This is a genomic window from Herminiimonas arsenitoxidans, from assembly GCF_900130075.1.
Lineage (GTDB): Bacteria > Pseudomonadota > Gammaproteobacteria > Burkholderiales > Burkholderiaceae_D > Oxalicibacterium > Oxalicibacterium arsenitoxidans.
Map to the genome: position 1 here is coordinate 3,255,455 of NZ_LT671418.1, position 14,759 is coordinate 3,270,213.

The following is a 14,759-nucleotide window of genomic DNA, read 5'->3' on the forward strand; positions in this document are numbered from 1 at the left end:
GTCAGGAGACTTCAGGAAGTTTGCTTACTCTTTGGAATCAGTCTTGGGTATGGCTTGTTCGCGGCGATTGAAGCCGGCCACCATGTCAAAGCGGAATAGACGACATTCGATCGCACCGTTGAAGAAAGGCGTTTTGCGCGCTTCTTTCAGACGCAGCAATTTCGGCAGTCCGAGATCAGCTGTGAACAAAAAGACTTTCCAGCCGGCGAAGCGTTGCTTGAGTGTGGTGCCGAGGGCGCTGAAGAATTCCTTCGCCATCTCATCGCCTTCTATCGTGCTGTCGCCACGCAAGCCTATCCGTTCGCCGTATGGCGGGTTGGTCAGCAGGATGCCAGGTGTTTCACTTGGCGCTTTGACTTCTTGCGCTTCAATTTGCTTGAGCGGGACTTCGAATCGAATTCCGGCTTTGTTCAAATTGTTGCGTGTCATGGCGACCATATCGCCGGAAATATCACTGCCGAAAATAGTAGGTGTCTCTGGCAAGACATTTGGTTTGACGCTGGCTTTGATTGCAGCCCATTCATCCTTGCTAAAGCCTGCAAATTTCTCGAATGCGAAGTTGCGATGCAAGCCTGGTGGAATACCTGCCACCATTTGTGCTGCTTCTGCCAAGATGGTGCCGGAGCCACACATAGGATCGAACAAGGTCATGCCTGGCTTCCAGCCGGTAGTGCGCAACAGACCAGCTGCCAGATTTTCACGCAAAGGTGCATCGCCGGTTTCCATGCGCCAGCCGCGTTTGAATAATGCTTCACCTGAGGTGTCGAGATACAAGGTGAACGTACGTGCATCGAGAAAACCGACGACGCGCATATCAGGCATTTTTGTATCAACGGATGGGCGTCTGTCGTAGATGTCACGGAAACGATCGCAGATGGCGTCCTTGATTTTCAGAGTGGTGAATTCCAGACTCCGCAGTGGGGATTTGATTGCGGTCACATCGATGCGGATGGTGTGATCGACTTCAAACCAGTCTTCCCATGCTTGTGCCAGTGTCAGATCGTAAATGTCGTTTTCGGTGGTGTAGCTGGCGTGCGCCATGCGCATCAGCACGCGCGATGCAATGCGCGAATGCAAATTGATGCGATACGCATCCTGCAAAGTGCCGGAGCAATGTACGCCGCCAGGAACTTGTGTATGTACCTTGAGCGTGTTGCCACTGCCAGGTGTTGCTGCGATCTCGTTGAGTTCTTCAGCTAGTGCAATTTCCAGGCCGCGCGGGCATGGGCAAAAATAGGAGTGTGATGATGACATGGGGGACCTTTTATCCGTTATGAAAATAGACGCGCGACCACATCGAGATGATGTGTCGCACGTACCGTGTGGTACTACTTTTTTACTACTGTCTAGCTGTACTTATTTTTGGAAAGCGCGTTCGACGAAGTCCAACCTGTCTTGACCCCAGAACGCTTCGCCATCGACGACATACCATGGCGCGCCGAATACGCTGGCTGCCATTGCATCGTTGGTGAATTGATCGTATTCGTTTTGTACGCTGGTTGTTTCTGACGATTTCATTAATGCGTTGCCATCGTAGCCTGCGGCATTCGCCAATGCGGCCAAGGTATCTGCATCCATGATGTTTTTATCATCGGCCCAGAACGCGTGCATGATGGCGCTAGTCAGTGCCAGTGCCGCATCGGTACCGTGTGCGAGCTTGGTGGCGATGATCAGTTTGGCAGCAGGATCGCCGGATACCGGTGAAAACTTCGGTTGCGGATTCAGTGGCAGATTAAGGTGAGCGCTCCAGCGCTTTAGTTCGAGCAGTCGATATGCTTGACGTTGCGGTGGCCGTTTTGCCAATGGCAAACCGCCAGAGACGCTGAACACTTTTTGCAAATCGATAGGTTTCATCTCGATTTGTACGTCGTATTGTTTTGCCAGTGCGATCAGACGTGCATGTCCAAAGTAAGCCCACGGTGATTGGGGCGCAAAATAATATTCGCAAATCTTTGCCATGGAAAACTCCGGAAATAATTAAAACGGTTTGACCACGACCAGGATCACGATTGCCAGCAGCAAAACCACCGGCACTTCATTGAACCAGCGGAACCATGTATGGCTGCGCTTATTGGTGCCGAGCTCGAATTTTTTCAAAAGTGAATTGCAGGCGTGATGGTAGCCGATAGCCAAAATGACAAACACCAGCTTCACATGCAACCACATACTGCCAGGGCCTTGGCCGAAGCCGTAAAACAGCAAGGCGACGCCGAACAGCACGGCAGGTACTGCGAGAATAGACGTGAAGCGATACAGCTTGCGCGCCATTAACAGCAGGCGTGTAGTTGCTGTGGCATCGGTTTCCATTGCCAGATTGACGAAGATACGCGGCAAGTAAAACAAGCCGGCGAACCACGAGATGACGAACACGATGTGCAGTGATTTAATCCAAAGCATATTATTTCCCTGCTAGTGCGTGAATGGCGTCCGATACGTACTTTGCCGTGGTGAAACAGTAATTTAGCGGGGCATTGCCTTGCAAGGCAACACTCCTGTGCACGGCACTAGACACGCACTTCCCCATGCCCAAAGACTACGTATTTCAAGGACGTTAATCCATCCAGGCCGACTGGTCCGCGTGCATGTAATTTGTCGTTCGAGATGCCGATTTCTGCACCCAAACCGTACTCAAAACCATCAGCAAAGCGGGTCGACGCATTGATCATGACGGATGCCGAATCAACTTCACGCAGGAAACGCATTGCACGTGTGTAATCCTCAGTGACGATGGAGTCCGTGTGCTGCGACGAGTAGGTATTGATGTGATCGATAGCTTCATCCATGCCGTCAACGATTTTGACGGAGAGTATGGCTGCCAGATATTCTTCGCTCCAGTCCTGCTCGGTCACTACGGTCAAATGCGGATAACCTTGCAAAATGGCGCGGGCTTCATCATCAGCACGCAATTCCACTTCCTTCGTTGCATACAATTTAGCCAGCTCTGGCAAAACCGCAGGCGCAATTGAACGCGCGACCAACAATGTTTCCATCGTGTTGCAAGTGCCGTAACGATGGCATTTTGCGTTGAATGAAATATCCAGCGCTTTTTTCAGGTCAGCATTGCTGTCGATGTAGACGTGGCAGATACCATCCAGATGCTTGATCATCGGCACCTTGGATTCTTTCATCAAGCGCTCGATCAAACCTTTGCCGCCGCGTGGCACGATGACGTCCACATATTCAGGCATCGTAATCAATTCACCGACTGCTGCTCTATCCGTGGTTTCCACGATTTGTACGGCATCAGCAGGCAAGCCGGCACCGGCCAAACCTTCGCTGACGATTTTTGCCAGCGCCTGATTACAATGGATTGCTTCGGAGCCACCGCGCAGAATGGTTGCGTTGCCACTCTTGATGCACAAGCCTGCCGCATCAACGGTGACGTTAGGGCGGGCTTCATAAATGATGCCGATGACGCCCAGCGGTACGCGCATCTGGCCGACCTGGATGCCGGTCGGACGGTATTTCATGTTCGAGATTTCGCCGATAGGGTCGGGCAGGGCGACGATTTGCTCCAGACCTTCTGCCATGGTGGCGATGGCTTTATCGGACAAGGTCAGACGATCGAGCAGGGCGGGTGCCAAGCCGCTGGCACGCGCTGCTTCCAGATCTTGATGATTGGCTGCGCGCAGCGCATCTGCATCGCGACGAATCGCGGCTGCGATCAATAACAATGCCTGATTCTTTGCCGCAGTATCGGCTTTGGCCATGGCGCGCGATGCTTTGCGTGCACGTAGCCCAACTTCTTTCATGTATTGCTTGATATCCATTTTGCTAAGGAATGGTTGGTGTGTCGGTTAATGAATTGATAGTTTCTAAAACTACAGTCTGGAATTATCTGGAGCGCTTGCTGCCGATGCAAACATGTATATGGTGCGCCTTGTGCAAGAGCCAAGGCTCTATTGCTGGCTAACCGCGCGCAATCTTCAATCCTAGTTGCAGCATGGCATCCCATGCATCGCCGGAGAACTTCTTCGCGCGTAAACCTTTCACCATCTTATCGATTTGTGCGGCTTCTTGCAGCGCGCCTTCCAAGGTCGACAATTTCAGTCTACGTAGGGCTGGTTCGATCAGACGTTCGCGTGGGCCCCAGATGCGATATTCTTTTGTCAATTGGCCAAGTGGCTTGCCTTGCGCGACGCCTGATTTCAGCTTTAGCAAGGTGCGAATTTCTTCTGCTACGGCCCACAGTACCAGCGGCAAGGCTTCACCTTCGCCTTTCAAGCCTTCCAGCATGCGGACCAGACGCGCAGTATCGCCACTCAGCATTGCTTCATTCAGCTTGAATACATCGTAGCGCGCGACGTTCAGCACGGCGTCATGGATCTGCTCGAAACTTAAAGGGCCTTCTGGGTAGAGCAGGGCCAGTTTCTGGATTTCCTGATGCGCGGCCAGCAAATTGCCTTCTACTCTATCGGCAATGAAATCCAGACATTCGCGGTTAGCACTTTGGCGCTGTGCTGCGAGGCGAATACCTAGCCATGCTGGTAATTGCGCGCGCTCGACCAATGGAATATCGATGTACACGCTGGCTTGCTGCAGGCTGGCGACCCAGGCTGCTTTCTGTGTTGCCCAATCAAGTTTCGGCAATGTGATCAAGGTGACATTGTCCGGACTGAGCGATGCCGCGTAATCCTGCAGCGCTTTGCCGCCATCCTTGCCTGGCTTGCCGGTGGGGATGCGCAACTCGATCAGTTTCTTGTCGCCAAATAATGATTGCGATTGATTGGCTGCCAGCAATTCGCCCCATTTGAAGCTGCGATCGACAAGCAATACTTCGCGTTCGGAAAAACCTTGTGTACGTGCAGTTTTACGTATCTTGTCGGCGGCTTCCAGTGCCAGCAGATGCTCGTCGCTCGTGATGACATACAAGCCGGCGAGCGGCTTGGTCAAATGCGTGTCGAGAGCATCTATGCGCAGTTGCATTATTTTTCTGCAGGACCGTTGTCCACCAGCTTGACGCCAGCCAGACGACGCAGAATCTGCTGTACTGCATCTGATTGCATATCTCGATATAGCGTAACTTCTTCAGCTTCTTTTGCCAGAGCTTGTGATTCGTTGTAGCTCATATCGCGTTTCAATGTGATCAGGGTTGGCTCCAGCAGTATCAGGCCCTTGCTGTCGAGGACACGGAAGGTGACGTTGTAATACAGCATGTATTCGCGCACACGACCCTGGCTATTCAGGGATAAGATGACCTTATTCCGGACCTCACTCATGAGGTCGAGTGTGACTTCAGCTTCTTTTTGCGATGTTTTGAGTTCAAGTTCACCACTGCCGCGTATATAGCGGCGTAGCATCGCTCCCAGCGAGGCGTTTGCCGAGTAATTGGCTGCATCGGGTGGCGTAACAAAAATCGACTTGAACGGCAAGTTCTCACCAAGCACCGAGCCGCGCAGCTTGAAGCCGCAGGCAGACAGCATGACAGTCGAGGCCAGTGCAGTAAAAATAAGGCGGCGATTTTTTAACATGAGTAATCCTGCGTCGGTTGATACTTCAAATCAGACAACGATACTGACCAGTTTTCCCGGCACCACGATGATTTTTTTCGGTGTGCCTTCGATGAATTTCTGTACGCTTTCATTTGCCAACGCCGCTGCTTCGATCATAGCCTTGTCAGCATCCTTGGCAACGATGATGCTGCCGCGCAGCTTGCCGTTAACCTGAATCATCATTTCGATTTCGGCTTGTTCCAGCGCGCTTTCATCAACTTGTGGCCATGCGGCATCGAGGATGTCGCCGAACAATGTGGCGTAGCCAAGTTCTTGCCACAGTGCGTGCGTGATGTGTGGTGCGACCGGATTCAGCACGCGCAGGAAGATAGATAAGCCTTCTGTGACGACTGCACTCGACGCCGCAGAATCATCCAGCTTGGCACCTTCCAATGTATTCAGCATTTTCATGCTGGCAGACACGACCGTGTTGTACTGAATGCGTTTGAAATCGTTGTCTGCTTGCTGCAGGATCTTGTGCAGTTCGCGGCGCAGCGTCTTGTGAACTTCAGTATAGTCGCGTGCTCCGGGCACAATAGGTGTGGCCAGAGCGGTGCTAATGCGTGCCGACTGATTGTAGGCGTAAGCCCAGACCCGACGCAGGAAGCGGTTTGCGCCTTCTACGCCTGCGCCCGACCATTCCAATGTTTGTTCCGGTGACGAGGCGAACATCGTGAACAGACGCGCAGTATCTGCGCCGTACTGATCGATTTGCGCTTGTGGGTCAATGCCGTTGTTCTTCGACTTCGACATTTTTTCTGTACCGCCGATTTCTACCCGCTGACGGTCGCTGGCCAGGATCGCAGATACAGGGCGCCCCTTGTCGTCGAGTTCCAGTTGCACATCGGCCGGGTTGTACCAAGTCTTTTTGCCATTGGCTTCTTCACGATAGTAGGTTTCGTTCAGAACCATGCCCTGCGTCAGCAGATTGGTAAATGGCTCATCAAATTTGATGAGGCCAAAATCGCGCATGACCTTGGTCCAGAAGCGTGCGTACAGCAAATGCAAGACCGCGTGTTCGATACCTCCGATGTACTGGTCCATAGGCATCCAGTAATCGTTGCGGCTGTCGACCATCGCGTCGTTGCTGTTAGGCGAGCAATAGCGCATGTAGTACCACGACGAATCAACGAAGGTATCCATCGTGTCGGTTTCGCGACGCGCAGGTTTGCCGCATTTCGGACAATCGCATTTGAGGAAGGCTTCGTGCTTGTTCAGCGGATTGCCGCTGCCGTCCGGCACACAATCTTCCGGCAAGACGACCGGCAAATCTTTTTCAGGTACAGGTACCGCACCGCAATCAGCGCAGTTGATCATTGGGATCGGTGTACCCCAATAACGTTGGCGCGAAATGCCCCAGTCGCGCAGGCGATAGGTGATTTTCTTTTCGCCCAGACCGAGCTCAGCCAGATCGGCCGCGATGGCATCAACCGCTTGCTGATAATTCAAACCATCGTATTTGCCGGAATTGATGCAGCGACCATTTTCCTTGTCGCCGTACCAGTCGTGCCAGCTCACTTCTGAAAAAGTTTTGCCTTCTACGTCGATGACTGGGTGAATAGGCAGTACGTATTTTTGTGCAAACGCGAAATCGCGTTCGTCATGTGCTGGCACGCCCATCACGGCACCATCGCCGTAAGTGATCAGTACGTAGTTGCCGACCCAGACTTCAACCAGTTGGTGCGTCAATGGATGTTTGACGAACAAGCCGGTAGGCATGCCTTTCTTTTCCATCGTTGCCATATCGGCTTCGATGACGCTGCCGAGTTTGCATTCGGCAATGAAGTCGGCCAGTTCGGGATTGTTTTTTGCTGCGAAAGTCGCCAGCGCATGTTCCGGTGCTACTGCGCAGAAAGTCACGCCTTTAATCGTGTCGGCACGGGTGGTGAAAACCCACAACTTGCCGTCATTGATCAGCTTGCCGTCTTCTTCGATATCGTGCGGGAAAGCAAAACGTACACCTGTCGATTTGCCTATCCAGTTGGCTTGCATGGTGCGCACGCGTTCTGGCCAGCCTGGCAATTTGTTATCGACGTGGTCGAGTAGTTCTTCTGCGTAATCGGTGATGCGCGCGTAGTACATCGGGATTTCGCGCTTTTCGATCAGCGCGCCGGAGCGCCAGCCGCGACCGTCGATGACTTGTTCATTTGCCAGTACCGTTTGATCGATAGGATCCCAGTTCACGGTACCGGTTTTTTTGTAGATGATGCCTTTCTCGAGCATCTTCAGGAACATCCACTGGTTCCATTTGTAATACTCAGGCTTGCATGCGGTCATTTCGCGCGACCAGTCGATGGCCAAGCCCATGGACGCCATTTGCGTCTTCATGTAGTCGATGTTGGCGTAAGTCCATTGCGCTGGTGGCACATTGTTCGCCATCGCTGCGTTTTCCGCCGGCATGCCGAACGCGTCCCAGCCCATAGGCATCAACACGTTGTAGCCATTCATCCGCAGGTAGCGGTACATCACGTCATTGATGGTGTAGTTGCGCACATGCCCCATGTGCAGCTTGCCGGATGGGTACGGCAGCATAGAGCAAGCATAGAATTTCTTCTTGTCGTTGCCGTTTTTATCCTTGGCGTGTTCGACGGCCTTGTAAGCGTCGATTGCCTGCCAGTGGTCGTGCGCCGATTTTTCTACTTCGGCGGGGCTGTATTTATCTTGCATGACGGATGGAGCCAAAAGTGAATGTGAACCCGTGATTATACTGGTTCGTCCACTCAGATGGCGCGTCAGAGGCGAGGCAATTAGGGCGGAAGTTCAGGCTAGTTTGAGTTCGAGCGCCGGATTTTCGCCGTAATCGGCGTAGCGCTCGTTAATACCTTCGATGCAGAAGCTTAATTCTTCGAGGAGGTCAGGGACGTTTTTGCGCAATATTTCTGCCTGATCTATGACGATTTGCAGCTTTTCGTTCGGTTTGAGGAGAAATTTTGTCATGTTCTCTTCATCACGCAGATAACTGAGGCAATCGACCCAAGCATCCATATTCTCGCCGTAGAAATCCGGGAAACCGAATGCAGTCTTGCATGCGCTATGAAAGGATTGTTGATCGGTGATGGTCTCACCGTTTAAATGAACGACGGCCATGGATCTTATTTCTTGGAGGATTGCGGCGCTTCGGTCACAAAGCCCAGTTTGGTTACGCCATTGGTTTGTGCGGCAGCCATGACTTGCGCAATGACTTCGTAACGTGTGCCTTTGTCGGCGCGCAGTTGTACTTGTGGCTGTGGCTGCTGTTTCGCAGCGATCGCGAGTTTTGCAGTCAGTTCGTCTTGCGATACCGGATCGTTGTTCCAGAAGATGGCGCCTTCGCCATTGATGGAGAGCGAAATGGTCGTCGGTTCGGCCGGAGCAGGTGCAGATTGTGCACTAGGCAGATCGAGCTTGATCGCATGCGTGAATAAAGGTGCGGTGATGATGAAAATCACCAGCAGTACCAGCATCACATCCACCATAGGCGTGACGTTGATATCCGCCATGGGTGCTGAGTGCTGATTGTCGTTGAATCCGCCGAATGACATTTTCTCTCCCGAGTAGCGTGCGTAAGGCTTACTTGCCGACGCGTGCGCCGGTGGTCAAGTAGGCATGCAAATCGTGCGCAAAGGCGTCCAGCTCAGCCAATGTGACACGATTGACGCGGGTAAAGGCGTTATAGGCCAGCACCGCAGGAATTGCGACGGCCAGACCAAGCGCGGTCATGATCAGCGCTTCACCAACTGGTCCTGCGACCTTGTCGATCTGTATGGTGCCGGAGGCAGATACCGCGACCAGCGCATGATAAATGCCCCAGACGGTGCCGAACAGGCCGATGAATGGTGCGGTCGAGCCGACGGATGCGAGCAGCGTCAGACCGGTTTCCAGTCTGGATGAAACGCGATTGATTTCCTGACGCAAGGTGCGGGTAATCAATTCGCCGGGATCAGTATTGGCGTTGAGTGAATTAGCATGCGGTTTGATATTGGCGGCTTCGACGCTTTGCGCTGCCAGTGGCGTGTAGACGTTTTCGCTATCGACAACTTTGATGGTCGCAATTGCGTCGGTCAGCGTAGGTGCTTGCCAGAAGCCTTCCAGTGCAGCGGCGCTTTTGCGGATGCGCCATGAACTCCATGCTTTGGACAGGATGTAATACCAGCTGAGTATCGACATGATCAGCAGTACATAAGCGACGGCGTGCGAGACGGCATCGCCTTGTGCCCAGTAATGCGCCAGTCCCAAGCCCTGATCCGCTGCAGTTGAGTTCATATTATCGATCCGAGTAAATCAGTTTGATTGGGGTGTGCAGCGTTCAGTTCAACGCAAGCCGAGTACATCTTGCATATCGTACAAGCCGGTTTTCTTGTCAGCCAAGAAACGGACGGCGCGCAAGCTGCCGTGTGCATAACTGACGCGGCTGGATGATTTGTGCGAAATCTCGATGCGTTCACCATCACCAGCAAACAATACGGTGTGGTCGCCGATGATGTCGCCGCCGCGTACGGTGGCAAAGCCGATGGACGATGGATCACGTGCGCCGGTCACGCCTTCGCGTGCCCACACTGCGACATCGTTGAGTTCCTTGCCGAGCGCGCCGGCGATGACTTCACCCATTTTGATCGCGGTACCGGATGGCGCATCGACCTTGTGACGGTGATGTGCTTCGATGATTTCGATGTCATAGCCTTCGGAGAAATTCTTCGCAGCCATTTCCAGCAATTTCATCGTGACGTTGACGCCTACACTCATATTCGGTGCAAACATGATGGCAGTTTTTTTAGCTGCTGCGGCGATCGCTGCCTTGCCGGCTGCATCGAAACCGGTGGTGCCGATGATCATCTTGATATTGTGCGCGGCGCAGTATTCCACATGCTCCAGCGTACCTTCAGGACGTGTAAAGTCGATCAAGAAGTCGGAATTAGCCAAGCCTTGGGCGAAGTCGGATGAGATTAATACGCCGGATGGTTTGCCGAGGAAGGCAGCAGCGTCTGTGCCGATAGCCGGTGAGCTGGCAATATCCAGCGCGCCAGACAGTGTTGCATCCTGTGCGCTCAGTATGGTTTCGATCAACATGTGGCCCATACGGCCAGATGCACCTGCTACTGCGATTTTCAATTGAGTCATGCGTAAATTCAGTTAATTATTTGTTGGCTTCTTTGGCTTTGTCGGCAATGCGCGCAATGTAGTCTTTTTCAGTCGGCAGATCGCCGCCACCTTCGAAGGACGATACCACTTTGTCCTTGAAGAAAACGGTGACGCGGCTGGTGGTGATTTCGCCATTACCTTTTTGCATGCGGAAAGCATAATCCCAGCGTTCAGCGTGGAAGATATCGGTCAGCAGCGGTGTGCCGAGCAAGAAGATGACTTGATCCTGCGTCATGCCTTCTTTCAACTGCGCGACCATTTCTTGCGAGACGAAGTTGCCTTGCTGGATGTCAGGACGGTAAGGCGAGAAAATGCCGAGGAAGCGTTTCTCTTTCTTGGTTTGCACGCCGGTGGTGGCCGCGGCTTGCGGGGCTACAGGCGTTGCAGTTGGCTTTGCGTCGGCTGTAGTAGCAGGCGCAGTGGATGCGGTTTTTTCTTCTGCAGCTTTAACCTGCTGTGGAGCGGCAGCCGGTTTGGCAGCGGCGGCAACGGGTGCAGGCTCGTCCATCAGCGGGTTTTTCGATGCGCAACCTGTGAGTACGGTTGCCAATAAAAGGCAAAAAGTACCAGCGATGGCTGGGGCACGATTAGAATAGCGGGGCAGCATTTGCATAAGGAATCTCAAGGGATTGAGCAATTGTACGAAAACGCTATATGATAAGGCAGATATCCTCAATATGAACAAGAACATGCCCAACAATCCATCCGAGTTAAAAGCCAGCGGTCTGAAAGCGACGCTGCCACGTCTGAAAATCCTCGATATTTTCCAAAATGCCGAGGTGCGCCACCTGAGCGCGGAAGACGTCTACAAGATGTTGCTGAACGATAATCTAGATGTCGGTCTGGCAACGGTTTATCGCGTTTTGACGCAATTCGAGCAAGCAGGCTTGCTGCAACGCAATCACTTTGAAACCGGCAAAGCCGTTTTTGAATTGAACGAAGGCTCCCACCATGACCATCTGGTGTGCCTGGATTGCGGCAAAGTCGAAGAGTTTTTCGATGCGGAAATTGAAAAACGCCAAGTTCGGATCGCCGAAGAACATGGTTTTGAAATTGCTGATCATGCGCTGGCTTTGTACGGCCACTGCAAGAGCTGCCAAAAAACCAAAAAATAAGCTGCGGCACTGGTTATAAAAAAGCCATGCACCTGTAACGGGGCATGGCTTTTTGCATTCTGCTTGCTGAAATTAGTTGTTGTGGCTGAGTGCGTTCGACAGTAATTTTGCCGTGATATCCACAATCGGAATTACCCGCTCATACGCCATGCGTGTCGGTCCGATCACGCCCAATGTGCCGACTACCTTGCCGTTCACGGTGTAAGGTGAGGTAACGACGCTCATCTGATCCATAGGCACCAGATTTGATTCACCACCGATGAAAATTTGTACGCCGGTCGCCTTGTTGGAGACATCCAGCAACTGCATCAGGCTGGTTTTTTGTTCAAATAGATCAAACAGTTTGCGCAGCGACACCATATTCGATGAAAGATCCGACACGCTGAGCAAATTGCGCTCGCCGGAAATCACGACATCGTCGCTATTGTCATTCATCGCATCGCTGCCCGCTTCGACTGCTGCTTGCATCAAACGCGTCATATCGTCGCGCAAAGCTTTCAATTCACCTTGCAAACGTATCCGTACGTCGTCGAAACTCAATCCGCCGTAATTTTGATTAATGTAATTCGCCGCGTGGATTAATTGCGTTGGTGAATAATCGACATCTGTTAGCAGCAGGCGGTTTTGCACATCGCCGGTAGGGCCGACGATGACGAGCAATATGCGTTTTTCTGACAGGCGCAGAAAGTCAATTTGCTGAAATACCGATTCGCGCCGTGGTGTCATCACTATGCCGGCGAACTCGGAGAGCGACGACAGAATTTGCGCTGCGTTGGAAATGATTTTTTGTGAGGAACCGGTTTGCAGTGAATTTTGCAATTTCGATTCGAGCGCGCTTTCATCGATGGATTGCACCGTCAGCAAGGTATCGACAAAGACGCGGTAGCCGCGTGGCGTTGGTACGCGACCGGCGGAGGTGTGCGGACTGGCAACGAATCCCATTTCTTCCAGATCCGCCATGATGTTGCGTATCGTCGCAGGCGATAAATCGAGACCCGATATCTTGGAAAGCTCGCGCGAGCCGACAGGCTGGCCGTCCGCAATATAGCGTTCGACTAGAGCTTTCAGCAGGGTTTGTGCGCGGTTATCGAGTTGCATAGTGTTGCTATTGTAATGAGTGGCCATGCCGGGCGGCAAGCGTACGGGCTTTCGTGTAAAAAATACGACGGATGATCATCATCCAGTTTTGCGACTTAGCCCGTCTGGTTGCTTGTCATTATGCGCGCTTTAGCCACGCGTCGAGCTCATATAAGTTTGTGCAGCTTGCGTCGGGCACGATATGTTCAGGCAGGGTGCGTCCCAAGCGATTCATCCATACCGCTTGCAAGCCGGCATTTTGTGCGCCTTGAATGTCCAGCGTAGGATCGTCGCCGACGTAAATTGCTTCGTGCGGCGCAACTGAAAGTGCCTCGCATGCTGCATGAAAAATCTCAGCGCCTGGTTTTGCGCTGCCGAATTGATGGGCGGCGATCGAGGTCTGGAAGTACTGCGACAGACCTATCGTCTCCAGATCAGCAAAGCCGTTGGAAACGGAACCGATGGCAAAGCGTTCGCGCAAACTGCTTAAACCCGGCACGACATCGTCAAAAGGTGTGACGGCATTGCGTGCCACAGAAAAAACAGCCATCGCCTGATCGACCAAATCTTTGTTTTCGCTGGTCAGATGGCAAGCGCGCGTCAATGCAGCATGGCGCAAAGCCCACACATTGAATTGATATTGCGGATCGGTCGGCAGCAATTCCATGCGCAATTCGCGTAATTCTTCATTGCTGAAGCGCTGGGTCACGCCGGGAATATGGATGTTCAGCCAGTCGTACAAAATGGCTTCGGCTTTGACCAAAGTTGGCGCTAAATGCCATAAGGTGTCGTCCAGATCGAACAGGACCGCCTTAATGGGTGTATGTGTTGAATGCGGAGTTGCTTGGGACTTCATACGTGTTGCACTTTCAAATTAATTGTTAACAGGCGCAGGTGCAAGACAAGGGTAAATTATGGTCTAATCTGCAGCATGTCGCTTACACCAAACTCATCTCCTGCTCCCAGCTTTAATACGATCGCAATCGTCGGCAAACACATGGCCGGCGGAATTGCGCAATCGTTGACTGATATCGCCGATTGTCTGGGCAAGACTGGACGCAAAGTCGTTTTCGAAGCGGAAACCGCGCTTAATTTCGGCTTGAGCGCTTATGAATCAATGACCTTGCATGAGATCGGCGAATGCGCTGATGCCGCTATTGTAGTCGGCGGTGATGGCACGATGCTGGGTATTGCAAGGCAGTTAGCACCTTACGATGTGCCGCTGATCGGCGTCAATCAAGGACGTCTTGGTTTCATGACCGATATTTCGCTCGATCAGATGATGCCTTTGCTGCAGGAAATGCTGAACGGCAAAGTCAGATCCGAACAACGCAGCTTGCTGAAAGGCTCCATTGAGCGCGAAGGCGAGGCGATGTACAACACGCTGGCGTTCAATGACGTCGTGCTGTCGCGCGGTTCAGGTGCTGGCATGGTTGAGTTGCGCGTCGAAGTCGATGGCCACTTCATGTACAACCAACGTTCGGATGGCTTGATCGTGGCTACGCCGACCGGTTCTAGCGCGTATGCCTTGTCCGCTGGCGGGCCGATTCTGCATCCTAGTTTGCGCGGCATTGAGTTGGTGCCAATTGCACCGCATGCCTTGTCCAATCGTCCTATCGTGGTGCCGGATACCAGCGAAATCGTGATTGAAGTCATGGGCGGTCGTAATGCCAGCGTCAACTTCGATATGCAGTCGGTTGCCAGATTGTTGAAGCACGACAGAATTATCGTGAAGCGTTCCGAACATACGATTACCTTCCTGCATCCGGAAGGCTGGAATTATTACGATACCTTGCGTGAAAAGCTGCACTGGAATGAATATCCATCGGTAGAAGGCCGGTTAAAATAACCTCACGCTGCAGCAGGTTTTGCCTGCGCAACGTTGATTCATCATTCAAACCTAATCGTTTTTGTCACATCTGTTTATAGCAGCGCCGTGGCAAAACGAACGACCTGG

General features: G+C 52.5%; 16 protein-coding genes. 2 read left to right on the forward strand and 14 right to left on the reverse strand.

Annotated features, from left to right (window positions below):
- Nucleotides 1-24: 24 nt before the first annotated feature.
- From BQ6873_RS15445 to BQ6873_RS15500, 12 genes are all read right to left on the reverse strand, one after another.
- On the reverse strand, nucleotides 25-1,254 hold the full coding sequence (locus tag BQ6873_RS15445; protein ID WP_076593447.1) for a THUMP domain-containing class I SAM-dependent RNA methyltransferase: 1,230 nt from the start codon (nucleotides 1,252-1,254) through the stop codon (nucleotides 25-27).
- A gap of 102 nt (nucleotides 1,255-1,356) precedes the next feature.
- Nucleotides 1,357-1,959, reverse strand: coding sequence for a 2-hydroxychromene-2-carboxylate isomerase (locus BQ6873_RS15450; protein WP_076593448.1), 603 nt, complete (start codon nucleotides 1,957-1,959; stop codon nucleotides 1,357-1,359).
- 18 nt (nucleotides 1,960-1,977) lie between these two features.
- On the reverse strand, nucleotides 1,978-2,397 hold the full coding sequence (locus tag BQ6873_RS15455; protein ID WP_076593449.1) for a CopD family protein: 420 nt from the start codon (nucleotides 2,395-2,397) through the stop codon (nucleotides 1,978-1,980).
- Between the two features lie 107 nt (nucleotides 2,398-2,504).
- The gene (locus BQ6873_RS15460; RefSeq protein ID WP_076593450.1) at nucleotides 2,505-3,770 is read right to left on the reverse strand and encodes a glutamate-5-semialdehyde dehydrogenase; all 1,266 of its coding nucleotides are present in this window, start codon (nucleotides 3,768-3,770) and stop codon (nucleotides 2,505-2,507) included.
- 139 nt (nucleotides 3,771-3,909) lie between these two features.
- Entirely contained in the window at nucleotides 3,910-4,926 is a 1,017-nt protein-coding gene (gene holA / locus BQ6873_RS15465) for a DNA polymerase III subunit delta (protein WP_076593451.1), read from the reverse strand.
- Complete coding sequence (locus BQ6873_RS15470) at nucleotides 4,926-5,471, reverse strand: LPS-assembly lipoprotein LptE (protein WP_076593452.1); 546 nt, start codon at nucleotides 5,469-5,471, stop codon at nucleotides 4,926-4,928. The genes holA and BQ6873_RS15470 overlap by 1 nt, the downstream gene beginning before the upstream one ends.
- Nucleotides 5,472-5,501: 30 nt before the next feature.
- Nucleotides 5,502-8,159 (reverse strand): leucine--tRNA ligase, encoded by a 2,658-nt coding sequence (gene leuS, locus BQ6873_RS15475; RefSeq protein WP_076593453.1) that lies wholly within the window; start codon nucleotides 8,157-8,159, stop codon nucleotides 5,502-5,504.
- A 93-nt stretch (nucleotides 8,160-8,252) separates the two neighbouring features.
- A complete protein-coding gene (locus BQ6873_RS15480; RefSeq protein WP_076593454.1) occupies nucleotides 8,253-8,579 on the reverse strand; it encodes a barstar family protein in 327 nt (108 codons plus the stop codon).
- A gap of 5 nt (nucleotides 8,580-8,584) precedes the next feature.
- A complete protein-coding gene (locus BQ6873_RS15485) occupies nucleotides 8,585-9,013 on the reverse strand; it encodes an ExbD/TolR family protein (protein ID WP_076593455.1) in 429 nt (142 codons plus the stop codon).
- Nucleotides 9,014-9,041: 28 nt separating this feature from the next.
- Complete coding sequence (locus BQ6873_RS15490; RefSeq protein WP_076593456.1) at nucleotides 9,042-9,734, reverse strand: MotA/TolQ/ExbB proton channel family protein; 693 nt, start codon at nucleotides 9,732-9,734, stop codon at nucleotides 9,042-9,044.
- Nucleotides 9,735-9,782: 48 nt separating this feature from the next.
- Entirely contained in the window at nucleotides 9,783-10,589 is an 807-nt protein-coding gene (gene dapB / locus BQ6873_RS15495; protein WP_076593457.1) for a 4-hydroxy-tetrahydrodipicolinate reductase, read from the reverse strand.
- A 16-nt stretch (nucleotides 10,590-10,605) separates the two neighbouring features.
- Nucleotides 10,606-11,223: an outer membrane protein assembly factor BamE gene (locus tag BQ6873_RS15500; RefSeq protein WP_076593458.1), complete on the reverse strand. Its 618-nt coding sequence runs from the start codon at nucleotides 11,221-11,223 to the stop codon at nucleotides 10,606-10,608.
- A 76-nt stretch (nucleotides 11,224-11,299) separates the two neighbouring features.
- Between BQ6873_RS15500 and fur the strand changes: the two genes are divergently transcribed.
- Nucleotides 11,300-11,725: a ferric iron uptake transcriptional regulator gene (gene fur / locus BQ6873_RS15505; protein ID WP_076594170.1), complete on the forward strand. Its 426-nt coding sequence runs from the start codon at nucleotides 11,300-11,302 to the stop codon at nucleotides 11,723-11,725.
- Nucleotides 11,726-11,797: 72 nt separating this feature from the next.
- Here the strand turns inward: fur and hrcA are convergent, their stop codons facing one another.
- Both hrcA and BQ6873_RS15515 read right to left on the reverse strand, forming a co-directional pair.
- Entirely contained in the window at nucleotides 11,798-12,823 is a 1,026-nt protein-coding gene (gene hrcA / locus BQ6873_RS15510; RefSeq protein WP_076593459.1) for a heat-inducible transcriptional repressor HrcA, read from the reverse strand.
- 118 nt (nucleotides 12,824-12,941) lie between these two features.
- Nucleotides 12,942-13,658, reverse strand: coding sequence for an HAD family hydrolase (locus BQ6873_RS15515; protein ID WP_076593460.1), 717 nt, complete (start codon nucleotides 13,656-13,658; stop codon nucleotides 12,942-12,944).
- Nucleotides 13,659-13,733: 75 nt separating this feature from the next.
- On the opposite strand from BQ6873_RS15515, the gene BQ6873_RS15520 reads away from it, so the two are divergent.
- Nucleotides 13,734-14,651 (forward strand): NAD kinase, encoded by a 918-nt coding sequence (locus tag BQ6873_RS15520; protein ID WP_076593461.1) that lies wholly within the window; start codon nucleotides 13,734-13,736, stop codon nucleotides 14,649-14,651.
- Nucleotides 14,652-14,759 lie beyond the last annotated feature (108 nt).